The 23,449-nt window shown below is 70.9% G+C and carries 20 protein-coding genes and 1 riboswitch; of the genes, 7 read left to right on the forward strand and 13 right to left on the reverse strand.

The window, feature by feature from the left end; all coding sequences use genetic code 11:
• Positions 1–14: 14 nt before the first annotated feature.
• From ACX80P_RS11780 to ACX80P_RS11810, 7 genes are all read right to left on the reverse strand, one after another.
• Positions 15–917 (reverse strand): ABC transporter permease, encoded by a 903-nt coding sequence (locus ACX80P_RS11780; protein WP_459278287.1) that lies wholly within the window; start codon positions 915–917, stop codon positions 15–17.
• 2 nt (positions 918–919) lie between these two features.
• Positions 920–1,858, reverse strand: a complete 939-nt coding sequence (locus ACX80P_RS11785; RefSeq protein WP_459278288.1) for an ABC transporter ATP-binding protein — start codon at positions 1,856–1,858, stop codon at positions 920–922.
• A gap of 180 nt (positions 1,859–2,038) precedes the next feature.
• Entirely contained in the window at positions 2,039–2,824 is a 786-nt protein-coding gene (locus ACX80P_RS11790) for an ABC transporter permease (RefSeq protein ID WP_459278519.1), read from the reverse strand.
• 86 nt (positions 2,825–2,910) lie between these two features.
• A complete protein-coding gene (locus ACX80P_RS11795) occupies positions 2,911–3,900 on the reverse strand; it encodes an efflux ABC transporter ATPase subunit, DrrA-related (RefSeq protein WP_459278289.1) in 990 nt (329 codons plus the stop codon).
• Positions 3,901–3,934: 34 nt separating this feature from the next.
• Entirely contained in the window at positions 3,935–5,152 is a 1,218-nt protein-coding gene (locus tag ACX80P_RS11800; RefSeq protein ID WP_459278290.1) for an MFS transporter, read from the reverse strand.
• Positions 5,153–5,447: 295 nt separating this feature from the next.
• Positions 5,448–7,130, reverse strand: coding sequence for an ABC-F family ATP-binding cassette domain-containing protein (locus ACX80P_RS11805; protein ID WP_459278291.1), 1,683 nt, complete (start codon positions 7,128–7,130; stop codon positions 5,448–5,450).
• A 71-nt stretch (positions 7,131–7,201) separates the two neighbouring features.
• Complete coding sequence (locus ACX80P_RS11810; protein ID WP_459278292.1) at positions 7,202–7,936, reverse strand: response regulator; 735 nt, start codon at positions 7,934–7,936, stop codon at positions 7,202–7,204.
• 101 nt (positions 7,937–8,037) lie between these two features.
• Between ACX80P_RS11810 and ACX80P_RS11815 the strand changes: the two genes are divergently transcribed.
• The gene (locus tag ACX80P_RS11815) at positions 8,038–8,871 is read left to right on the forward strand and encodes an alpha/beta fold hydrolase (protein WP_459278293.1); all 834 of its coding nucleotides are present in this window, start codon (positions 8,038–8,040) and stop codon (positions 8,869–8,871) included.
• Positions 8,872–8,931: 60 nt separating this feature from the next.
• The gene (locus tag ACX80P_RS11820) at positions 8,932–9,375 is read left to right on the forward strand and encodes a MarR family winged helix-turn-helix transcriptional regulator (RefSeq protein WP_459278294.1); all 444 of its coding nucleotides are present in this window, start codon (positions 8,932–8,934) and stop codon (positions 9,373–9,375) included.
• Positions 9,376–9,478: 103 nt separating this feature from the next.
• Here ACX80P_RS11820 and ACX80P_RS11825 read toward each other — a convergent pair whose 3' ends face one another.
• The 4 genes from ACX80P_RS11825 to gcvP are packed head-to-tail and all read right to left on the reverse strand — an operon-like array spanning position 9,479 to position 15,664.
• Positions 9,479–10,285 carry a methylenetetrahydrofolate reductase gene (locus ACX80P_RS11825; RefSeq protein ID WP_459278295.1) on the reverse strand — a complete coding sequence of 269 codons (807 nt, stop codon included), beginning with the start codon at positions 10,283–10,285 and terminating at the stop codon, positions 9,479–9,481.
• 6 nt (positions 10,286–10,291) lie between these two features.
• Complete coding sequence (locus tag ACX80P_RS11830) at positions 10,292–11,665, reverse strand: L-serine ammonia-lyase (RefSeq protein ID WP_459278296.1); 1,374 nt, start codon at positions 11,663–11,665, stop codon at positions 10,292–10,294.
• Positions 11,662–12,795: a glycine cleavage system aminomethyltransferase GcvT gene (gene gcvT / locus ACX80P_RS11835; protein ID WP_459278297.1), complete on the reverse strand. Its 1,134-nt coding sequence runs from the start codon at positions 12,793–12,795 to the stop codon at positions 11,662–11,664. The genes ACX80P_RS11830 and gcvT overlap by 4 nt, the downstream gene beginning before the upstream one ends.
• Before the next feature lie 10 nt (positions 12,796–12,805).
• Entirely contained in the window at positions 12,806–15,664 is a 2,859-nt protein-coding gene (gene gcvP / locus ACX80P_RS11840) for an aminomethyl-transferring glycine dehydrogenase (protein WP_459278298.1), read from the reverse strand.
• 157 nt (positions 15,665–15,821) lie between these two features.
• Positions 15,822–15,924: riboswitch (glycine riboswitch) on the reverse strand.
• 204 nt (positions 15,925–16,128) lie between these two features.
• On the opposite strand from gcvP, the gene ACX80P_RS11845 reads away from it, so the two are divergent.
• From ACX80P_RS11845 to ACX80P_RS11855, 3 genes are all read left to right on the forward strand, one after another.
• Positions 16,129–17,193, forward strand: coding sequence for an SGNH/GDSL hydrolase family protein (locus ACX80P_RS11845; RefSeq protein WP_459278299.1), 1,065 nt, complete (start codon positions 16,129–16,131; stop codon positions 17,191–17,193).
• A gap of 88 nt (positions 17,194–17,281) precedes the next feature.
• Positions 17,282–18,313 carry an LLM class flavin-dependent oxidoreductase gene (locus ACX80P_RS11850; protein WP_459278300.1) on the forward strand — a complete coding sequence of 344 codons (1,032 nt, stop codon included), beginning with the start codon at positions 17,282–17,284 and terminating at the stop codon, positions 18,311–18,313.
• A gap of 223 nt (positions 18,314–18,536) precedes the next feature.
• The gene (locus tag ACX80P_RS11855) at positions 18,537–18,881 is read left to right on the forward strand and encodes a hypothetical protein (protein WP_459278301.1); all 345 of its coding nucleotides are present in this window, start codon (positions 18,537–18,539) and stop codon (positions 18,879–18,881) included.
• On the opposite strand, the gene ACX80P_RS11860 is transcribed toward ACX80P_RS11855, so the two are convergent.
• On the reverse strand, positions 18,851–19,630 hold the full coding sequence (locus ACX80P_RS11860; RefSeq protein WP_459278302.1) for a response regulator transcription factor: 780 nt from the start codon (positions 19,628–19,630) through the stop codon (positions 18,851–18,853). The two genes, ACX80P_RS11855 and ACX80P_RS11860, sit on opposite strands and share 31 nt — an antisense overlap.
• A 102-nt stretch (positions 19,631–19,732) precedes the next feature.
• Positions 19,733–21,979, reverse strand: a complete 2,247-nt coding sequence (locus ACX80P_RS11865) for a putative bifunctional diguanylate cyclase/phosphodiesterase (RefSeq protein ID WP_459278303.1) — start codon at positions 21,977–21,979, stop codon at positions 19,733–19,735.
• A 145-nt stretch (positions 21,980–22,124) separates the two neighbouring features.
• Between ACX80P_RS11865 and ACX80P_RS11870 the strand changes: the two genes are divergently transcribed.
• Together ACX80P_RS11870 and ACX80P_RS11875 are read left to right on the forward strand one after the other, a co-directional pair.
• The gene (locus tag ACX80P_RS11870) at positions 22,125–22,910 is read left to right on the forward strand and encodes a class I SAM-dependent methyltransferase (RefSeq protein ID WP_459278304.1); all 786 of its coding nucleotides are present in this window, start codon (positions 22,125–22,127) and stop codon (positions 22,908–22,910) included.
• A 72-nt stretch (positions 22,911–22,982) separates the two neighbouring features.
• Entirely contained in the window at positions 22,983–23,384 is a 402-nt protein-coding gene (locus tag ACX80P_RS11875; protein WP_459278305.1) for a DUF7793 family protein, read from the forward strand.
• Positions 23,385–23,449: the final 65 nt, after the last annotated feature.

Here is a 23,449-nt window from a genome sequence, read left to right on the forward strand (position 1 = left end):
GGTCGCAGGGATCCCTACACGTCCCGCTTCCGGGTGACCACGAGGGATGCCACCAGGAGCACGAGCGCCCAGGCGCCCATGACGAGGCCGCCCTGGACCTGGGTCAGGGCGTCGCTCCCGGTCGAGATGGCGATCAGCTGGTTGCCGGCGTTGGTCGGGAGGAAGCGTGCGGCGTCGGGGATCCAGTCGGCAAGCCCGGACAGCAGGTTCACGATGATCACCGGAACGACGAAGAACAGGGCGACGGCCGTGACCACGCCCCCCGCCGTGTTGCGCAGCAGCGTCCCGATGCCCATCGAGATGATCGCGATGAAGGCGAGGTAGCTGCCGGAGTTCAGGATGCTGGGCAGGACGCCGTCGGTCGTGATGGCGAAGTCGAGGTCCTCTCCGGCGAGGATCGGCTGGGCCACGGCGTAGGAGAGGAAGGCGGACACGGCGCCGATGACGAAGGCGATGATCGCGATGATTCCGTTCTTCGCCAGCAGGGCCGGGAGGCGCTTCGGGACGGCGACCATCGTGGACCGGATCATGCCGGTGGCCCACTCGGACGCGATGAGCACCACGGCGAGGGATGCGATCAGCAGTTGCCCGAAGATGAGGCCCGAGGACGGGACCTCCCACGCCTGGCTGGCCGGGTCGAAATCGGGGGGCGGTCCGCCCTGGCCCCCAGGACCGCCACCCTGGGGCACTCCGGCGGACTCCAGGTTCTGCTGCGTGATCGAGATGGCCCAGGCGGCGAGGGCGGCCAGTCCCACCATCACCACGACGGTGGAGACGATCAGGATGACGGTCGAGGGGACCGTGGTCACCTTGATCCACTCGGACTTCAGGACACGGCCGAAGTTCACGCCGGGACCGGGTCCGGCCTGCCGGCGGGACTTCTGGGGGGCGGGAGCCGCAGGGGTCGAGGTCGACATGGTCAGCGTCCTTCCACGGGGGCCGGGCCGACGGGCAGTGCGTGCGAGTGGTACTCGACCTCGGTCTGGGTGAGTTGCATGTAGGCGTCCTCGAGGGACACCTGCAGGGGCGTGAGTTCGTACACCAGGACGCGCTCGCGGAGCGCGACCTCGGCGATGCGGCGGGGCTCGACCCCGGTGATCTCGACCAGCTCGGGCTCGAGGACCTGGGAGGTGACCCCCTCACCTGCGAGGCCGCCGAGCAGGTCCTCGGGGCGGTCCGCGCGGACCCTCACCCGGGCCTTGCCCTGGCCGTCGATGATCGACTGGATGGGGGCATCGGCGATGATGCGGCCGCGGCCGATGACGATCAGGTGGTCCGCCGTCAGTGCCATCTCCGACATGAGGTGGGAGGACAGGAAGACCGTGCGCCCCTCGGATGCGAGCCCCTTCGCGAGGTGACGCACCCACTGCACGCCCTCCGGGTCGAGGCCGTTCACCGGTTCGTCCAGGATGACCGTATGGGGGTCGCCGAGGAGGGCCGCCGCGATGCCGAGCCGCTGGCCCATGCCGAGGGAGAACCCCCCGACCCGCTTCCTCGCGACGGGGCCGAGTCCGGTGAGTTCGATGACCTCCCTGACCCGGCTGTTCGGGATGCCGTGGGTCGCCGCCATGGCCCGGAGGTGGTTGTAGGCGGAGCGCTTGGTGTGGACGGCCTTCGCGTCGAGGAGCGCACCCACCTCCCGCAGCGGGGCCCTGTGCTGCGCGTAGGGCCGGCCGTTGACGGTGACGCGCCCGCCGCTCGGGTTGTCGAGCCCCACGATCATGCGCATCGTGGTCGACTTGCCGGCACCGTTCGGGCCGAGGAAGCCGGTCACCCTCCCGGGCTGGACGGTGAAGGAGACGGCGTCGACCGCCGTCTTGGCGCCGTACCGCTTCGAGAGGGCCTGTGCCTCGATCATGGCTGCGTCCTTTGACTTGTATCCGCCGACCGGTATCCGCGCCCGCGGTGCCGCAGGTGCGGCTCCCTACCAACAGTAGGCCGGGGGCCGGTGGGGGTCACCGGCCCCAGGGATGATCGAGGGGGCGCAGCAGTACCTCTTTCGGACGACGGCGCGACCCCTCGCCAGGAGCGCGGACCCCTACCGGCTGCTGATGGACGCGAACTTCCTGACGCAGAGCGGGACGAAGACCACGAGCATGAGCACGGCCCCGATCAGCACGGTCAGGACGGCGTTCTGCATGGGCCATGCGTCGGGCTTGGGGACGGTCCCCGTGTTACCGAACAGTTCACGGACCGCCTGGACCAGCGCGGAGACCGGGTTCCAGTTCGCGAAGGTCTCCAGGGGCCCCGGGAGGTTCTGGGCCTGCACGAACGCGTTCGAGATGAACGTGAGCGGGAACAGGATCATGAAGGAGGCGTTGTTGATGACCTCCGGGGTCTTCACCGACATGCCCAGCAACGCCATGACCCAGCTGAACGCGTAGGAGAAGAGCAGCAGCAGGCCGACGCCGGCGAGCGCGCTGGCCAGCGAGGTGTTGACGCGCCAGCCGACCAGGAAGCCCGTACCCATCATGATCAGCACGGAGAGCGTGTTGAGCACGAGGTCGCTGTTGGTCCGCCCGATGAGGACGGCCGACGAGCTCATGGGCAGGGTGCGGAAACGGTCGATGATGCCGTCCTTGAGGTCCTGGGCCATGGCGGAGCCCGAGAACGTGGATCCGAAGATCACCGTCTGCGCGAAGATACCCGCCATCAGGTACTGGGTGTAGTCGCTGCCCTCCACCTGGATGGACCCACCGTAGATCTGGCTGAAGAGCAGCACGAACATGATGGGCTGAAGGACGGCGAAGACCAGCATGTCCGGCGAGCGCTTCAGCTTGATGAGGTTGCGTTTGGTGACGGTCCAGCCATCCGAGAACCACATGGCCACATCGGACGGGGGTCGGGACGTCGGGCCCTGGGTGCGCGGGCCCCGGTTCTCGGGCTGCCGGTCCTCGGGCGCCAGGACGCTCATGCTGCTGCCTCCTTCTGGGGTGCCGGCTGCTCGGCGTCCTCGGCGCGGTGCCCCGTCAGCTTGAGGAACACGTCGTCGAGGCTCGGGCGCCGCATGCCGGCGTCGTGCAGGGGGATCCCGCGCTCCCCGAGATCGGACAGGATGTACTGGAGGGCGCGCGGACCCTGGGTGACGGCCACCTCGATGCTCCGGCCGTCGGCGCCGACCACGGGCACGCCCTCGCCGTGGCGTGCGAGGACCTCCGTCGCGGTTCCGGCGTCGGCGGCGTCGACGAGCGACACCACGACGCGGTGCCCGCCGATCTGCGCCTTCAGCTGGTCCGAGGTGCCCTCGGCGATGGTCCTGCCCCCGTCGATCACGGCGATGTCGTCCGAGAGCTGATCCGCCTCCTCGAGGTACTGCGTGGTCAGGAGCAGCGTGGTGCCGTCCTGGACGAGGTCCTTGATGACGCCCCACAGGGAGAGGCGGCTCCGGGGATCGAGGCCCGTCGTCGGCTCGTCGAGGAAGAGGATCTTGGGGTTGATGACCAGCGCCCCGGCCAGGTCGATCCGGCGTCGCATGCCGCCGGAGAAGCCCTTGACCGGACGGTTGCCGGCTTCCGTGAGCTCGAACTGGTCGATCAGTTCCTGTGCCCGGCGTCGTGCGTCCCGCGCGCCGAGGTGGTACAGCCGGCCCACCATCTCGAGGTTCTCGAGGCCGGTGAGGTTCTCGTCGACGGCCGCGTACTGGCCGGAGACGCCGATGATCCGGCGGGCGGCCTTCGGGTTCCGCCGGACATCGATGCCGTCGAGGCGCGCGGTGCCCTCGGTCGGCTGGATGAGCGTGGTGAGGATCTTGACCACGGTGGTCTTCCCCGCGCCGTTGGGCCCCAGCAGGGCCTTGACCGTCCCCTGGGGAACGGAGAGGTTCATGCCGTCGAGAGCATGCACGGGGCCGCTCTTCGACGAATACGTCTTCTTGAGTCCTTCTGCCTCGATGATCGCCATGGGGAAAAGGGTAGGGCCCGTTCTCCGGCGTTTCCTAGGGGATTCGGTCAGGAGTTGTCCGCAATGCCTCGCGGGCGACGGTCCGCTCACGGGCGGTGGGCGCGACGAGGAAGGACGCCAGGACGGCGACCCCCACGGCGAGCAGGGCGGTGCGTATCCCGACCGCGTCCCCCAGGAACCCGAGGAGCGGCGGGCCGGCGAGGAATGCCGTATACCCGATGGTGGACACCACCGAGACCCGCGCGGCGGCACGCTCTGGCTCGTCCGCCGCGGCGGACATCCCCATGGGGAAGCCGAGGGCGGCCCCTGCACCCCAGAGGATGGCACCGACGGCGGCCAGCGGCACGTTGGGCGCGACGACGAACAGGACGAGTCCCCCGAGGGAGGAGCCCAGGCTGGCCTGGAGGACGCGCACCCGGCCGAACCGGTCGATCAGGGGGCCGCCGACGAAACGCAGCCCCGTCATGGCGGCGACGAAGACGGCGAACATGAGCGCTCCGGTGCTCTCCGTGGTCCCCAGGCCGTCCACGGTGGCCTTCGCCACCCAGTCGTTCGCGGCACCCTCGGTCAGTGCGGCACCCAGCACGACGAGGCCGATCAGCAGGGTCCTGGACTCGCCCCACGCGCCGAGGCCCCTGCTCCCGGACCGGCCCGACGTCGCGGCGGCCACGGCCCCGCCGACCGCGGTGTCCGGCAGGAAGTAGCGCGGCGTCCACAGCGACACCGCCAGGCTGAGGGCCGCCACCGCCACGAGGTGCGCCGCGAGCGGGACGTCGAGCGCCGACAGTCCCGCCCCGATCAGGGCGCCCAGGAAGGCGCCGCCGCTGAAGGCGGCGTGGAAGCGCGGCATGATGGTCCGGCCCACCCTGCGTTCGACGTCGGCCCCCTCGATGTTCTGTCCCACGTCCCACAGGGCGACGCCGCTGCCGAAGAGGAACAGCCCGACGGCGACCACGGGGACGGAGACGGCGAGGAGGCCGGCCGCGACGACGAGCGCCGCCAGCGCAGCCGCGGTTCCCCCGAGGCGCACCGTGTTCCCGGTGCCGAAACGCGCGGAGGCGAGGCCCGCGAGCGGCAGGGACAGGACCGAGCCGATGGCTCCGACGAGCAGGATCGTGCCCGTCTGGCCGGAGCTGAGGCCCAGGGTGCTCGAGGCTGCGGGGATCCGTGCGGCCCAGCTGGCGAACACGAGGCCGTTGAGCCCGAAGATGATGTACGTGGCGACCATGGCGGCTCGGACCGAGGGCTTCATCCTGCAACCGTAGGGGCCGCCGCCGCCGCACTCCAAACGGATGTCGCCCGCACGTCCTTCCTCTCCAGGCCGACCTCGATCGCCTCGGCCGTGACGGTCACGGTGGCCCTGATGGTGAGGTGCCGTGCGTCCTGCTCCAGCTCCCGGGGCAGCCGGTCCTCGGGCTCGGCGTTCCGCTCGTACGAGAAGGTGGCCGATCGGACGCGTTCAGGCGGGTGCGGAGGACGGCGCTACTTATCCACCGGTTGGGGATAAGTCTGTGGACAGCGTGTGGAGGACGTGTGGACGACGGGTCCTAGCGTGCGCGGACGACGCGGCTCTCGTCCCAGACGGGTTCCTTCGTCTCGTACACCTTGCCGTCGGAGCCGAAGACCAGGAAGCGGTCGAAGCTCCGCGCGAACCAGCGGTCGTGGGTGACGGCGATGACCGTCCCCTCGAAGGCGTCGATGGCGTGCTCGAGCGCCTCCGCCGAATGCAGGTCCAGGTTGTCCGTGGGCTCGTCCAGCAGCAGGAGGGTGGCGCCGGAGAGTTCCAGCAGCAGGATCTGCAGGCGGGCCTGCTGGCCGCCGGACAGGGAGTCGTACGGCTGCTCGGCCTGCGGGGCGAGTCCGTAGCGGTCGAGCACGGCGGACGCGGCCTCCCGGCCGAGCCCCGACCGGTGCTCGTCGCCCCGGTGGAGGATGTCGATGAGGGTCCGCCCGAGCAGATCCGGGCGGGAGTGTGTCTGGGCGAAGAACCCGGGGCGGATCCGCGCACCCAGCTTCACGGAGCCCTCGTGCGGCACGGCGGCGATGTCGACGTCGGACACGGGCTGGTGCTCCTTGTCCGGGTCGGACCCGCCGCTCGCGAGCAACCGCAGGAAGTGCGATTTCCCCGAGCCGTTGGATCCGAGGACGCCCACCCTGTCACCGAACCAGATCTCGGTGCTGAAGGGCTTCATGAGGCCCGTGAGTTCGAGCTTCCGGGCGACGACGGCGCGCTTCGCGGTCCGTCCGCCCGCCAGCCGCATCGACACGTTCTGCTCGAGGGGGATGGCCTCCGGCGGCCCGGCCTCGAGGAACTTCGCGAGCCGCGTCTGCGCCGCGTGGTACCGGTTGGCCATGTCCGAGCGGAACGCCGCCTTGTTCTTGTACATGTTGACGAGTTCCTTGAGCTTGAGGTGCTCCTCGTCCCAGCGCTTGCGCAGTTCCTCGAACCGCGCGTTGCGGTCCTCCCGCGCCTTCAGGTAGGTCTCGAACCCTCCGCCGTGGGTCCACGACGACGCCCCGAGGGCTCCGGGCTCCAGCGTCACGATGCGGGTGGCCGCGTTGGCGAGCAGCTCGCGGTCGTGGCTGACGAACAGCACCGACTTCTTCGACTCCCGGAGCTTCACCTCCAGCCAGCGCTTGCCGGGCACGTCCAGGTAGTTGTCGGGCTCGTCCAGGAGCAGGAGTTCGTCGGGGCCCGAGAACAGGGCCTCCAGCACGAGGCGCTTCTGCTCCCCACCCGAGAGCGACGACGCCGCACGGTACTGCGCGCGATCGAACGGGATACCGAGGGCGGCCATCGTGACCTCGTCCCATGTGGTCTCCAGCTCGTAGCCGCCCGCGTCACCCCAGTCGGCGATCGCCTGCGCGTACGCCATCTGCGTGGGTTCGTCGTCGGTCTCCATCATGGCCAGTTCGGCGTCGTCGATCCGTTGCGCGGCCGCCGCGAGCATGGGGGGCGCGGCGGAGACGAGGAGGTCCCGGACCGTCGAGTCGTCGCGCACCTGGCCGACGAACTGCCGCATGATGCCCATCGCCCCCGAGCGGCTCACCGAGCCCTCGTCGGGGGACAGGTCCCCGGAGATGATGCGCAGGAGGGTCGTCTTGCCGGTGCCGTTGGGGCCGATCAGGGCCGTCTTGTGGCCGTCGCCGACCCTGAAGGCCACGCCGTTGAGGAGCTGCCTGCCGTCGGAGAGGAAGTAGTCGATACCGGAGATGTCGAGATGTGCCACGATCCAAGTGTTTCATCCGGCGACAAGTCGAGGCCGCGCCCGGGACGGCGCGGGGACGAGGCCGGTCACGCTCAGCGCCGGGGGTCCCCCGGCATCATGCGGTACCCGACGCCGCGGACGGTGCGGATGAAGCGGGGGTTGGCCATGTCCTCCCCGAGCTTCTTGCGCAGGTTGCGGATGTGCACCTCGACGAGGTGGTGGTCCTGGCTCCAGCCGTCCCCCCACACGCGGTTGAGCAGCGCCTCCCGCGTCCACACGCGGTGCGCGCCGGTGAGGAGCGTCTCGAGGAGGTCGAATTCGATGCGGGTCAGCGCCAGCTCCTGGCCCGCCAGGGTCACCATGCGCCCCTCCACGTCCATGGTGAGCTCGCCGTGCCGCAGCAGGCCGTCCGCCTCGGGCTCCGACGGCTCCTGCTGCGGCGACGCGGTGCGGGGGCGGCGGAACATCGCCGAGACGCGGGCGGAGAACTCCCGCGGGCTGAAGGGCTTCCCGATGAAGTCGTCAGCCCCGATCTCCAGGCCGATCAGCCGGTCGATCTCGTCCTGCCGGGCGGTCACCATCACGATGTAGGCGTCGCTGACGGCCCGACACTGGCGGCAGACCTCCACGCCGTCGAGATCCGGCAGGTTCAGGTCGAGGGTGATGAGGTCCGGTCGGTGCTCCTTCAGGGCGGCCAGGCCCTCGAACCCCGAGGACGCTTCGATGACCGTGAATCCGTTCATGCGCAGGGTCGTCGCCAGCAGGTCCCGGATATCCGGATCATCCTCGACGATGAGCGCCGAGCGCTGCGGCGTGGGAACGGACATACGACAAGACTTTCACAGAATGCGGCCTCCCGTGCGCGGGAGTTGACCTGACCGTGAACAGAACGTGAGGCAGGGTTGAGACGTGCCCGTAGACTGCCCCGATGCAGCCGACCATACTCCGAACCGTGCAGGTGGGCGGCCACACCCTCCGCATCCGCACCACCCCCGGGCCCGAGACCCCGGTCTCCCCGCGCAGCCCCTACGTCCTCGTGCACGGGCTGGGCATGACCCACCGTTACCTCGACCGGCTGCGCGCCGAGCTGGCGGTCGACGCCGTCGTGCATGCGGTGGATCTTCCGGGGTACGGCCCGGACCCCCGGCCCCGGACGCCGCTCGGCGTCGAGGACCATGCCGCGCTGATCGTCGAAGCGCTCGGGGCGCTCGGCATCCGGTCCTGCACCCTGGTCGGGCACTCGATGGGCGTGCAGTTCGTCACGGAGGCCGCCCTGCAGTCCCCGGCCCTGGCGGAGCGGGTCGTCCTGATCGGACCGGTGGTGGACCGGCTGCGCCGCACCGTCCTCCAGCAGGCCGTCTCCCTCGCCCACGACACGTTCCGCGAGAGCCCGTCCGCCAATCGGATCGTCTGCAGGGACTACCTGCAGACCGGCACGCGATGGTACCTCCGCCAGCTGCGGCCCATGATGGAGTACCCCCTGGAGCGCGCCGTCGAGCGCCTGCAGTGCCCCGTCCTGGTGGTGCGGGGCGGCCGGGATCCGGTCGCGCGACGGCGCTGGTGCCAGGAGCTCGCGGCCCGTGCCCGGAACGGCGCCCTGGTCGAGATCCCCGGTCAGCCGCACGTCGTGCAGCATTCCGCGGCCGACCGCGTCGCCGCCGAGGTCATGGCCTTCAGCCGGCGCCGGGACCTCGCGCCGGCGGTCTTCTTGCCGGAAGCTTCGGACGGACCGTCGGGAAAACTTGAAGATCGAAGCGCATAGTGGGTGTAGTGCGATTGCCGGCGCCGGCAGGGTGCTCCAAGTCTTCGGGAGGAAGATCGTATGTCTGAATTGGAAGAGTGGTCCACCAGCCGCCTGCTCACCACCGCCGCCCGCCTCGTGGACCACGCGTGGAACGAGCGCCTGCTCGACATCGGGATCACCCATGCCGGTTACACCACCCTCGGTGTGCTGTCCCGGGTGGGCACCATGACCGGCGCGAAGCTGGCTCTCGCCGTCCACGTCCAGGCCCAGACGATCGGCAAGACGATCGAGAAGCTCGAACGCCAGGGGTTCATCTCCCGCATCCGTGACAGCATCGACCGCCGCAGCCAGCGCATCACCATCACCCAGGCGGGCATCGAAGCGCTCGCGAAGGCCGAGGACATCGAGCGCACGCTGATGGTCGGCGAGGGACTCGAGTCCTTCGAACTCCGCAGCCTCCTGCGCGGCATCATCGGCGAACTCGCTCCGCAGCGGCAGAAGCCGGCCGCCGCCGCCGTCTGACCCCGGACTCCGGGACCCTCCTGGTCGAGGTACGGCCGTCCTTCGGGGCGGCCTTTCCTGTGAGCGGGACCCGACCGGCGCCGAGCCTGCTGGGGACGCCGGCTCACCGGACGGGGCGCGCCACCCCTGACGCCGCGAGTCCGGCGAGGTCGTTGAAGCTGTACAGGTGGAGCCCCGCGTATCCGGCGCCGTCGAGCGCGGCCACCAGGGGTGCCGGATCGTAGGAGGCCGAGGACAGCAACTGCCGGACCACGGACCCTGCGTCGGCACCGCCGGCGGAGCGCCGGAGGAACCCGACCGACTGTCCCACCCCGATCGTCCCCGCCAGCCGGAGCAGGCGGCTGACGCGGACGGGTCCGGGGATCCCCGCCCAGACCGGCAGCGCGACCCCGTCCCCCCGGAGCCGGGACGCATAGGCGCGCAGGGTGTCCGGGGAGAAGCAGAGCTGGGTGACGCACCAGGAGGCCAGGACCTGCTTCGCCAGCAGCGTCCTCGTGAGCTCCTCGTCCGGGGTGTCCGGGTGCCCTTCCGGGTACGCCGCGACGCCCAGGCGCAGCGCCCCGCCGGAGAGCTCCGCGATGTCCTCCATCAGCGCGCCGCTCCAGGCATAGGGGCCCGCCGCGTGCGCGGCATCCCCGCCGACCACGAACACGTCACCGATCCCCGCGTCCATACACCGCGCCACGTGGTCGGCGAGCTCGGACCGCCCGCCGACGGACCGTGCGGCCAGGTGCGGGATCGCCGTGTACCCGGAAGCCGCCAGTCGCACTGCGGTGTCCACGGCCTCCCGCGGCCCGTGGTGCGGCAGGCAGGTCACGGTGACGACGGCGGGGGCGGGCAGGTGCGCCCGGAGCCGGTCCTCGAGGCCGTCGCCGGGGATGACCTCGATCCGGACCGGGAGGTCAGGCACGAGCGCTCAGCACTCCACGACGTTCAGGGCCAGCCCGCCGCGCGCGGTCTCCTTGTACTTGTCCATCATGTCGGCGCCGGTGTCCCGCATGGTCTTGATGGCGACGTCGAGCGAGACGTGGTGCTGCCCGTCACCGCGGACGGCCATCCGCGCGGCGGTGATCGCCTTCATCGCCCCGACGGCGTTGCGTTCGATGCACGGGATCTGCACGAGCCCGCCCACGGGGTCGCAGGTCAGCCCGAGGTTGTGTTCGATCCCGATCTCGGCGGCGTTCTCGACCTGCTCGGGGGTTCCCCCGAGCACCTCGGCCAGCGCCCCGGCCGCCATCGCGCACGCCGAGCCGACCTCGCCCTGGCAGCCCACTTCGGCGCCCGAGATCGAGGCGTTCTGCTTGAACAGCGAGCCGATGGCGGTCGCCGCGAGCAGGAACCGGACGACGCCGTCCTCGTCCGCTCCGGGGACGAAGTCCACGTAGTACTTCAGGACCGCCGGGATGATGCCGGCCGCGCCGTTGGTCGGAGCCGTGACCACGCGGCCGCCGGCCGCGTTCTCCTCGTTGACGGCCAGCGCGAAGAGCGTGACCCATTCCGTCGTGCCGAGGCGGTCGTTCGGATCGTCGGCCTTCTCGAGGAGCTGCCGCTGCCGCTCGGCCCTGCGCCGGACGCCCAGTCCGCCGGGGAGGATCCCGCCCGTCGTGGTGCCGCGCCGGATGGTGTCCTGCATGACGGCCCAGATGGCGAGCAACCCCTCCCGGACCTCGGCCTCGGTCCGCCAGGACAGTTCGTTGGCGAGGACGACGTCGGAGAAGGACCAGCCGGTCCGCCGGCAGAGATCCAGCAGCTGGTCCGCGGTGTCGAACGGATGGGACACCGGGACGGCCGGCAAGACAGCCGTCTCCGAGCCGATCTCGTCCTCGTCGAGGACGAACCCGCCCCCCACGGAGAAGTATTCCCTTGTAAGCACAGGTTCTGCGCCGGCGGTGTATGCCGAGAAGCGCATGCCATTGGTGTGGTAGTCGAGGCGCCGGCCGCGGTGCAGGAGCACATCCGTCTCCGGGTCGAAGGTGATGCGTCGACGACCCGCGAGGTTGAGGGACCGGCACTCCCCGATGTACGCCACGCGGGCATCGGCGGACGTCGGGTCGACGAGGTGCGGCTGGTCACCCTCCAGCCCCAGCAGCACGGCCTTCACCGTACCGTGGCCGTGGCCCGTCACACCGAGGGAACCGAAGAGATCAACCTGCACGCGCTCCACGTCGGCCAGCACGCCCTTCGTGGCGAGCAGCCCGGTGAAGAGGTGGGCGGCGGTCATCGGCCCGCCGGTGTGCGAACTGGAGGGGCCGATCCCGATCTTGAAGAGGTCGAAGGCGCTGATCGTCATTGCGGGGTACCGGCAGCCTTCTCGCGCCGGTAGAACGGGGTGGGGATCACGGTGAAGGGCTCCGGCCGGCCACGGAGGTCCACCTGCACCTCGCTGCCGACGGCGGCGTGCGCGGCGTCCACGTAGGCCAGGGCGATCGGGTAGCCGAGGGTCGGGCTGGGCAGTCCGGAGGTGACGGTGCCGACGGGGGAACCGTTGACGACGACCTCGTACCCGGCGCGGGCGGAACGGCGCCCGACGGCGCGCAGCCCCACGAGGCGACGGGCGGGTTCGACGGCCTTGAGGGGCTCGAGCACGGCGCGGCCCACGAAGTCGTCGGCCTTCTTGGTGCTGACCACGGGGCCGAGGCCGGCCTCGAAGGGATTGGTGTCGAGCCCGAGTTCGTGCCCGTACAGCGGCATGCCGGCTTCCAGCCGGAGCGAGTCGCGGGCCGCCAGGCCGCAGGGAAGGAGCCCGTGGGCGCCCCCGGCCTCCAGGGCGGCGTCCCACAGGCGCACCGCGAAGCTGGTGCCGATGAAGATCTCGAAGCCGTCCTCACCGGTGTATCCCGTGCGGGCCAGCAGGACCGGGAGCCCCGCGAGTTCCACCTCCACGGCGGCGTAGTACTTCAGGTCGCGGATGGTGTCCGCGTCCTCGGGGCGCGCCAGGTCGAGGAGGACGGCCTCGGCGGTGGGGCCCTGCACGGCGACGAGGGCCGTGGTGTCGGACTGGTCCTCGACGGCGACGTCGAATCCCTTGGCGCGCTGGCGCAGTTCCTCGGCGACGACGGCCGCGTTGGAGGCATTCGGCACCACGAGGAAGGTGTCCTCCGCGAGCCGGTACGTGATGAGGTCGTCGATCACCCCGCCGTCGGCGGTGCAGATCAGGGAGTACTTGGCCTTGCCGACGATCATCACAGCGAGGTTGCTGACGAGGGCGTAGTTGAGGAACGCGGCGGCCTGGGGGCCGCTGACGAGGACCTCGCCCATGTGGGACAGGTCGAAGAGGCCGGCCGCCCGGCGGACCGTGTGGTGCTCCTCGAGTTCACTCCGGTACTTCAGGGGCATCTGCCACCCGCCGAAGTCCGTGAAGGACGCTCCGTGCGCCTCGTGCCGGGTGTACAGGGCCGTGTGCTTGCTCTGCTCGCTCATGGTCGGTCTCCTAGTCTTCGAAGGCTTCGATGGGCGGGCAGGAGCACACGAGATTGCGGTCGCCGTGGGCGCCGTCGATCCTGCGCACCGGCGGGAAGTACTTGTCGTGGTGCAGCGAGCGCAGCGGGTAGGCGGCGAGTTCGCGCGGGTAGGCCTGCGCCCACTCGTCGGCGACGAGGACCCGCGCGGTGTGGGGTGCCTGCCGGAGCGGGCTCTGCTCGATGCTGAACTCGCCGGCCGCCACGCGGTCGATCTCGCCCCTGATGGCGATCATGGCGTCGATGAAGCGGTCCAGCTCGGCGAGGTCCTCGGATTCCGTCGGTTCCACCATGAGCGTCCCCGCGACCGGGAAGGACAGTGTGGGAGCGTGGAAGCCGTAGTCGATGAGGCGTTTGGCGACGTCCTCGGCCGTGACGCCGGTGGCGGCCGTCAGCGGGCGGAGGTCCAGGATGCATTCGTGGGCCACGAGCCCCTGCACCCCGGTGTAGAGCACGGGGAAGTGCTCGGTCAGGCGTGCCGCGACGTAGTTGGCGGCGAGCAGGGCGTGCGCGGTGGCGCTGGTGAGGCCGTCGGAGCCCATGAGCGCGATGTAGGCCCAGGAGATCGGCAGGACACCGGCCGAGCCGTACATGGATCCGGAGACCGGCGTGCCGCCCTCGGCGCCGGGGCCGCCGTCCGTGGCGATGTCGCGGTTCGCGTCGCCGGGCAGGAACGGGGCGAGGTGCGCGGCCACCGCCACGGGGCCGACGCCGGGTCCGCCGCCGCCGTGGGGGATGCAGAACGTCTTGTGCAGATTCAGGTGGGAGACGTCGCCGCCGAACTCGCCGGGCTGCGCGAGCCCCACCAGCGCATTGAGGTTGGCGCCGTCGATGTAGACCTGGCCGCCGGCCTCGTGGACCTTCTCGCAGACCCAGCGCACGTCCTCCTCGAACACCCCGTGCGTGGAGGGGTAGGTGATCATGATGGCGGAGAGGTTCCCGGCATGCTGCTCGATCTTCGCGAGGAGGTCGTCGTGGTCGATGTTGCCGTTGGACGCGGTGCCCACCACCACGACCTTCATGCCGGCGAGCACGGCCGACGCCGCGTTGGTCCCGTGCGCCGAGGACGGGATGAGGCAGACGGTGCGGTCCTCGTCGCCGCGGGAGCGGTGGTAGCCGCGGATGGCGAGCAGGCCCGCGAGTTCACCCTGCGAACCGGCATTGGGCTGCAGGGAGACACGCGCGTAGCCGGTGATCTCCGCGAGCCGCTCCTCGAGGTCCGTGACCAGCTCACGCCACCCCTCGGTCTGGCTCTCCGGCGCGAACGGGTGGATCGACGCGAATTCGGGCCAGGAGATGGATTCCATCTCGACCGTCGCGTTGAGCTTCATGGTGCAGGAGCCCAGCGGGATCATGGTGCGGTCCAGCGCCAGGTCCCGGTCCGAGAGCCGGCGCAGGTAGCGGAGCATGGCCGTCTCGGACCGGTGCAGCGAGAACACCGGGTGCGTCATGAACGCGGACGTGCGGTGCAGGTCCGCGGGGATCCGCTCGCCGTGCGCCGCAGCGGCGTCGGCGGTTGCACCGAAGACGGCGGCGACGGCGGCGACGTGCTCGGGCGTGGTCGTCTCGTCGCAGGAGATGCCGAGGTGGTCGGCGTCGATGCGGCGGAGGTTGTAGCCGGCGGCCTCCGCCGCGTCGGCGTACTCGGCGGCCCTGCCGGGAACCCGGACGAGGAGGGTGTCGAAGAACGCGTCGTGCACCACGGTCGCCTCGGACCCCTCGAGCGCGGCGGCGAGCGCGACGGCGCGGCGGTGGGTGGTGCGCGCGATCGCCCTGAGCCCCTCGGGGCCGTGGTAGACGGCGTACATGGAGGCGACGATCGCGAGCAGCGCCTGCGCGGTGCAGATGTTGCTCGTGGCCTTCTCGCGGCGGATGTGCTGCTCGCGGGTCTGCAGCGCCAGGCGGTAGGCGGGGGCGCCGTCGGCATCCTTGGAGACGCCCACCAGGCGGCCGGGCAGCATGCGCTCGAGGCCCTTGCGGACCGCCATGTACGCGGCGTGGGGGCCACCGAAGAAGAGGGGGACGCCGAAGCGCTGCGCGGAGCCGACCGCGATGTCGGCGCCCTGCTCGCCCGGGGCGGTGATGAGGGTCAGGGCGAGGAGGTCGGCGGCGACCGTGACGAGGGCGCCGCGCTCCCTGGCGGCACCGATGACGGCGGTGTGGTCGCGCAGGGCACCGGAGGCGCCGGGCTGCTGGAGGACGACGCCGTTGATGTCGCCGTCGGGCAGGCCGTCCGAGAGGTCCGCCACCTCGACCTCGAATCCGAGCGCCTCCGCGCGGCCTCGGACGACGGCGACGGTCTGCGGGAGGGCATCGGCGTCGATCACCGTGCGGCCCTTGTTCCTGCCTGAACGGCGCATGAGCAGGACGGCCTCGGCGACGGCGGACGCCTCGTCGAGCAGCGACGCGTTGGCGATGTCGAGGGCCGTGAGGTCCTGCACCATGGTCTGGAAGTTGAGCAGCGCCTCGAGGCGGCCCTGGGAGATCTCCGGCTGGTAGGGCGTGTAGGCGGTGTACCAGGCGGGCGACTCGAGGACGTTGCGGCGGATGACGGGCGGCGTGACGGTGTCGAAGTAGCCCTGCCCGATCATCTGGACGGCCGTCCGGTTCCGGCCCGCGATGCGGCGCAGCTGCGCCAGGACCTCCGTCTCGCTGAGGGCCGCCGGGAGGTCCAGTGCCCGATCCAGCCGGATGCTGGCGGGGACCGCCAGGTCCACGAGCTTGTCGAGGCTCGGGTAGCCGAGGACCTCGAGCATGTGCCCGGCGTCCGAGGTACGCGGACCGATGTGGCGGTCGGCGAAGGTCGACGCGATGTCGGGGGAGGCAGTCATGGGAACTCCGTACGTCGGATGTGGTGCGCGAGCGCGCGCGTGCCTGGTCGGGTTCCTCCCCGCTCTGTAGGGAACCTGAGAGTTTCCGCAGGGCTCCGCGCCTGCTTGCACCGTCGGTGAGCGCCGGACGCCGTCCGGGGCTGCTTTCCAGAGTTGCCTAGCCGCAGCGGTACGTTCGCCTGAGAGATTCCTGGGGAGGATTTGCTCCTACGGCGCCTGCCGGTGTGTGGTCAACGGCAGAACTCTCCCGCTGCAGATCGATGGCGTATTCAGTTGGGATGATGCGGCATGTGAGCCGTCCCACAGCGTACCGCGAGCAGCGGAGCGGAGGCAAAGGGCGGAACCCTACCCCGCCGGCATCGTCCGAGGGAAGGTTCGGGCAGGAGTCGTCGTCGGACCCCTCCCGCGCGCGCCCGCGCAGGACTAGCGTGGCCTCATCAGCCCCGTCCGCACCTGGAGTATCAATGACGATCCCCCGCCTCCGGTCCACCGTCGCCTCCCTCGCCCTGCTGGCCGCCGTCGTCGTCCCTGCATCCCCCGCGACCGCGGCACCGGCCTCGTACGTCGCCCTCGGGGACTCGTACTCCTCGGGGACCGGCACGCGCACCTACCTGGCGGACGGGACGACCTGCCAGCGCTCCGTCCACGCCTTTCCGGTGCTCATCGCGAGCTCCCGGGGGTACGCCCTGGATTTCCGGGCCTGCTCGGGTGCGACCGTCGCCGACGTCGCTGCCGGCCAGCTGGGAGCGCTGACGCCCGCGACGTCCTACGTGTCCGTGAGCGTCGGCGGCAACGACGCCGCGTTCACGGCCGTCCTGACGGAATGCGCGAAGCCGGCGTGGATGAGCAACTGCACCGCGGCGATCGATCGGGCCCAGGCCGTCGTCACCCAGCAGCTCCCCGGGCGCCTCGCCTCGCTGTACGCGCAGATCCGGGCCCGGGCACCGCAGGCGTCCGTCACGGTGGCGGGCTACCCGCGTCTCTTCAACGGCGAGGACTGCAACGCGGCCACCTGGTTCTCCCCCCTGGAGGAGGCACGGCTCAATGCGACGGCGGACCTGCTCAACCGGACGACGGCGGCGGCGGCGGGCGCGGCCGGTTTCACCTTCCGGGATCCGTCCCCGGCGTTCGCGGGACATGCGGTGTGCGACGACGTCGAATGGCTGAACGGCCTGTCCAACCCCGTCTCCGACTCGTACCACCCCAACCGCTCCGGCCACACCGCGGGCTACGTCCCCCTGATGGGCCCGGCGCTGACGGGCGCCCCCGTGGCCGTGACCGCAGCAACGCTGCAGGCCGCCGCGCTCTCCGGCCCCGCGCTGGCCCGCGACCAGCGCGCCCACGCCGCGCAGGATGCCCGGATCCTCCCGGAGCGGTTCGTCCTGCCCGACCTCGAGTCCCCCGCCGCGCGGACCGCCGCAGCCCGTGCCGGCGTCGACCTCGCCGATCCGGCGAGCATCGCCCGGGCGGACCGGGCCGCGGAGGTCCGGCAGACCCGATCGGAGGGGGTTCCGGCGGGTCCCAAGTAGATACGTATGCATGGAATAAGCGGAGGGGAGTGCCCGTTCTACCAGCAGGCCCAGGGCGGGCCCGCACGCTGAGCACGGGAGCACCACGATGGCACGCGAACTGGAACTCGGACTGGATACCTTCGGGGACGTCACACGCGGTGAGGACGGCACCCCCGTCCCGTACCCGCAGGTCATCCGCAACGTGATCGCCGAGGCCGTCCTCGCCGACCAGGTGGGTGTCGACTTCATCGGCGTCGGCGAGCACCACCGCGACGACTTCGCCATCTCCGCACCCGAGACGGTCCTCGCGGCGATCGCGGGGCAGACGCAGCGCATCCGCCTCGGGTCCGCCGTGACAGTGCTCAGCTCGGATGATCCGGTGCGGGTCTACCAGCGGTTCGCCACGCTCGACGCCGCCTCGAACGGCCGCGCCGAGGTCATCCTCGGGCGCGGCTCCTTCACCGAGTCCTTCCCGCTCTTCGGCTACGAGCTGTCCGACTACGAGCGCCTGTTCGAGGAGAAACTCGACCTCTTCTCGGAACTCATCGAGGAAGGGCCCGTCACCTGGTCCGGCAGCACCCGTCCCGGCCTGAAGGACCACGAGGTCTACCCGAAGACCGAGGGCGGACGCCTGAAGACGTGGATCGGCGTGGGCGGCAGCCCAGAATCCGTGGTGCGCGCGGCCCGCTACGGCATGCCGCTGATGCTCGCGATCATCGGCGGCGACCCCGCACGCTTCGCCCCCTACGTGGACCTGTACCACCGTGCCCTGGACCAGCTCGGCCGGCCCACACTGCCCATCGGCGTCCACTCGCCCGGGTACATCGCCGACTCCGACGACCAGGCGCGCGAGGAACTGTGGCCGGACAACCGGATCATGCGCGACCGCATCGGCCGGGAACGCGGCTGGGGGCCGACGACGCGCGAGGAGTTCGACCACGAGGCGGACTCCGGTTCCCTCTACGTCGGGTCGCCGGAGACCGTCGCACGGAAGATCGCGGCGACGGCACGACACCTCGGGATCGACCGCTTCGACATGAAGTACAGCGCCGGACCGCTGCCCCACGGGAAACTCATGCACAGCATCGAGCTCTACGGCACGAAGGTGATCCCGATGGTGCGGGAGATGCTCGCGTAGGCACGCAGCGGACGACGACGGGGCGGGCGGCCTTCGGCCTTTCTTCGGTCTTCTTTCGCACTAAGACCACGGCGTGTTTGAGCGGCGGCGGCCAGAGTGGAACGCAGGAGCACCCCTCCGTGATCGTCCCGCCGGTTCCGGTCCGTCCACCGGAGCCGGCGGGCAGCCTCGACGAGGGGGCTCCCGCTCCGCGCAGGGTCAGCCACCAACCGACAGGACCGACGTGTCACAGCTTCCCGCGCTCGACCGGCGGATCCTCGAGAACCTCGGGGAGGAACTGTCCAACCCGGCCGGAGCCCTCGAGTTCGCACGGATGTTCGTGCAGATGCTCCCGCAGCGGATCAGCGCCGTGGAAGCCGCCTTCGCCGCGCGGGCACCGGACGACGCCGTCGTCGCCCTGCTCAGCCTCCACGCGAGCGCGTCCATGGTCGGCGCGCGCCTGCTCGCGGAAGCCTCGTCCTCCGCCCTGGAACTCATCGACACCCCTGCGGAGCACGGCCCGGCGATCGCACGGCTGCGGTGCCTCGCGACGGACTGTCAGTCCGCGCTGGGCGGCATCATCCTGTAGCCGACGCCGCGCACCGTCCGGATGAACCGCGGTGCCTTGGTGTCCTCGCCCAGTTTCTTCCGCAGGTTCCGGATGTGCACTTCGACGAGATGCTGGTCGTTGACCCACCCGTCACCCCAGATCCGCGAGAGCAGCGTCTCGCGTTGCCAGACCCGGCGGGGTCCGGAGACGAGCGTGGCCAGCAGGTCGAACTCGATGCGCGTGAGCGGGAGCTCGACGCCGTCGAGCATCGCGATCCGCCCCTCGGTGTCGATGCTGAGGGGGCCGTGGATCAGCATCCCCGCCACGGGCTCCGGGACGGCCTGGGGCGCCGGGCGGGGCAGCGGCGCGTCCGCGCCCAGCAGGGGCTGGGAGACGCTCCGCACGGTGCTCCGCGGGCGGCGGAACATCGCATTCACCCGCGCCCCCACCTCGCGGGGGCTGAACGGCTTGATCACGAAGTCGTCCGCCCCGATCTCCAGCCCGATGAGGCGGTCGACCTCGTCCTGCCGCGCCGTGATCATGATGACGTAGGCGTCCGTCAGCGGACGGATCTGGCGGCACACCTCCACGCCGTCGATGTCGGGGAGGTTCAGGTCGAGGGTCACGAGGTCGGGCCTGCGGTCGCGCACCAGGGCGACGCCCTGGCGCCCGTTCTCGGCCTCGATCGTGGTGAAGCCGTTCATGCCGAGGGTCATGACCAGCAACTGCCGCACGTCGGCGTCGTCCTCGATGATGAGCGCGACACGCGCATCGGGGTCAGGTGTCATGGCCAATACCCTGCCAGATGTCGGTAACGGCACCGAGCGCATCGGAGCGGTTCTGCGTACTTTCCGTCCCGTCCCGCCGGCTCTGCCCGGCGACCGTTCCCATCAGCGGCCCGCTGCCACGACACGGGCGGCGAGCCACGGCCCGACGTCGGACGCCGGGAGCGGCATGCCGAGGTGGAAGCCCTGCCCGAAATCGCAGCCGCGGTCCAGCAGTTCCTCCCGGGTCTCCTCGCCGTTGACGCCCTCCGCGACCACGCGGAGGCCCAGGCTGTGGGCCATGTCGATGATCGAGCCCACGAGCGCGCCGGCCCGCCGGTCGCCCCCCATCGCCGTGATGAAGGAGCGGTCGAGCTTCAGTTCGTCGACGGGAAGGTCCCGGAGGTAGGCCAGGGAGCTGTACCCGGTGCCGAAGTCGTCGATCGAGATCTGCACGCCCGCGGCCCGCAGCTGCGCGAGGATCCCCGCGGTCCCGGTCGGCGTGGACATCAGGACGTCCTCGGTGATCTCGAGCATGAGGCTGGACGCCGGCACGTCGTGCTGCTCGAGCAGGCCCAGGATCTCGTGCGGGAGGCACGGGAGGATGCAGGAGCCGGACATGTTCACGGCGACGACGACGTCCAGGCCCTCCGCGCGCCAGCGGGAGACGCGCCGGACGGCCCGCCGGAGGATGAGCGAGGACAGCCGGGGCATCAGGCCCGCCTCCTCGGCGAGCGGGAGGAACGCGCTCGGCGGAAGCTGCCCGCGCGTGGGATGGTTCCAGCGCACGAGGGCTTCCACCCCGGTCACCTCGTGATCCGCCAGCCGGACCTTCGGCTGGTAGTGCAGTTCGAACTGGTCCTCGGCGAGCGCCGTACGGATCTCCTGGACGGTCTGCAGCCGCAACTCGCCGTCGTCGTCGTCCGTCGTGTCGTACACGTGGTATCCGGTGCGCTGCGCCTTCGCCCGGAACATGGCGATGTCGGCCTTGCGCATGAGCAGGCTGATGTCGGTGCCGTGCTGCGGGGTCAGGGCGATCCCGATGCTGGCGCTGACCTGCAGGGAGGCCGTGCCGACCTCCACCGGGCTGGCGAGTTCGGCCCCCAGCCTCTGCGCCGCAGCCGCGGCACCCTCCTCCGTCACCCCGTCGAAGAACACGGCGAACTCGTCGCCGCCGAGGCGCGCCAGCAGGTCACCCGGGCGCAGCTGCCGCCGGAACCGTCGGCCGACCTGCACGAGGAGCGCGTCCCCGACATCGTGCCCGAGGGCGTCGTTCACGTGCTTGAAGCGGTCCAGGTCGACGATGAACAGCGCGCCGGCATCACCGACGGCCAACCGGTCGGGGACGTCGGTCAGCAGCGCGCGGCGGTTCGGCAGGCCCGTGAGCTCGTCGGTCCGTGCAAGGATCACGAGCATCCGGTTCCGGAAGGCGAGGGGAACCGACGCCAGGCCCAACGAGGCGGCCGCGAAGACCACCGCGAGCAACGGGATGTCCAGCTGGGAGCCGATGACGAGCACCGCGAGCGCCGACGCCGTGGACACCAGGGGCGCGGCGAGCTCCGGGACGCCGCGGCTCCTGCAGCCCTGGCCGGTCCCTGCCGCGCCGTCGACCCACGCCGCCACGGCCACCACCCCGGCCACCCAGCCCGCGTCGATGATGGAGCCAGAACTGTAGTCCTCGATGCCGAGCGCGTAGGCGACGTCGGAGGCCGAGAAGATGATCATCCCGGCGATCAGGACCGGCCAGCGCGGCCCCATATCGAGGCCCTTCGACGCCAGGACCCCGCCGACGGCGGTCACCACCAGCAGGTCCAGGAGCGGATAGGCGACGGTGACGGCCACCTCGAAGACCGTGCCGCCGACGGTGCCGGTCTGCAGGATCGGCGCCAGCAGCAGCGCCATGAGCGAGGCCGCCGCGAGCGCTCCGACAAGGCTGTCCAGGAGGACCGGCCACATCAGGCCGCGCAGCTTCCGCACGAGCACGACCGCGAGGGATCCCAGCATCAGCGGGTAGAACGCGAGGTACGCCACGTCCGCCAGCGAGGTGAACCCGAGCGAATCGGCCCCGTCGAGCGACGCCGCGTAGTAGGCGTCACCCGCCGTATAGGCGATGACGGCTCCGGTGCCGAGCAGGATCTGCGGGTCGGAGAAGCGGGTCCGCGCGGCAGCACCGATGCAGAGGGCCACGGCGGTGAGCTCCGTGAGGACGCACAGCCACCCGTCGGTGAACGGCTCGAACGTCTCCGGGTCCCCGACGAGGAGCCCACCGGTGTAGACGACGAGCAGGCTCACCATCACGGCGGTCAGCACCCGCGTGGGCCCCCACTGCTCGCCGACGCGCCTGTCGGCGGCGAGGGGTGTGTCGCGCCGCATGGGGCCCCATCCTCTGTTCCGGCCATGACGGTCATGGCAAGGGCCAGCATAGGCAGGCCGGCCCCGCACGGCAGGCCGACGGGGCGCGTCCTGTGGAAATCCTTGGGTGACCCTGTAGCGCGGGAAGCATCTGTACCCTCGACCTATGCTGCGTATCGTCGGACAACTCCTGATGGTCCCCGAGGTCGCGCGCCTCGCCCGGCGCACGCCCCGTGACCCGGCGAAGGCGTGGGAGGGCTACTGGAGCGGCGTCGGGGCAACAGGCACGCAGGGCGAGGTGCTCTGGGACGCGGACATCGGCCCTGAGGCGGAGCAGTACACGCAGGCGATGGAAGCGTCCATGGACCCCACGCTGCCGATACTCGACGTCGGGTGCGGCAACGGGCAGTGGACGCGCTGGCTGGCGCCCCGTTTCCCGGCCGCCGTCGGCGTGGACATCGCCGGGAGCGCCGTCGGGCGGGCCCGGCAGGAGACGGGCGCCGGGCAGGCCGTCTCCTTCCGCACGCTGGACCTGACCGAGCATGACTCAGGACACATGCTGCACGAGGAATACGGGGACATGAACGTGTTCGTCCGCGGCGTCTTCCATGTCCTGCGGGCCCGTCAGCGCAGACAGCTCGCGGAGAGCCTTCACGCCGTGGTGGGGCGGCAGGGACGCCTCCTGCTCACGGAGACCAATTACCGGGGCAATCCGCTCAGCTACATGCAGAGTCTCGGTGCGGCCCCGGGCAGCATCCCGCTCCCCCTGCGCAAGGCCATCGGCGGTATCCCCGTACCCGGCCAGTTCGGTGCGAAGGAATGCCGCGCGGCGTTCCCCGAGGCAGCGTGGCAGGTGCTGGCCGACGGACCCGTCACCATCGAGGCCGTGCCCATGGGCGGCGACGGGACCACGGCCATCCCCGGATACTTCGCTACGATGGGGGCTCGCTGATCCTCGGTCTCACGGGGTGACCCCGGGGCCGGCCGGCCCGGAAGGCATCAGCGGTCCGACCAGGAGGTCTCCATGCCCGTTCAGCGCATCGACGGCGACAAGGCCGGTCTGCAACTCCTCCCCAACGGCATCCTCCACCTCGAGTGGGATCAGGACTGCACCATCACCGCGACGGATGCCCAGGCCGCCATGCTGGCGGTCGATGCTCTCGCCGACGCCGAGGGCCACCCCATGCTGGTGGACATGGAGACCACGAGAACCGTGACGCGCGACGCGCGGGCGGTCTTCGCCACACCCTGCGCCGCGTCACGGATCGCCCTCCTGGGCTCGTCGCCGGTGGACAGGATGATCGCCAATTTCTTCCTCGGCGTGAACTCCCCGCCCTGCCCCACGCGGTTCTTCACCTCGCGCCACCTCGCCGTGGCGTGGCTGCAGAGCGGAGCGGGCGAACACGAGGACCGGGTGAGCGCCTGACAGCGCCGCCCGAGGCCGTGAGCCGGCCGAGGCACCAGAATCACCTGCGCAGGATTCTCGAAGCG

It is taken from the genome of Arthrobacter arabinosi, assembly GCF_054511115.1.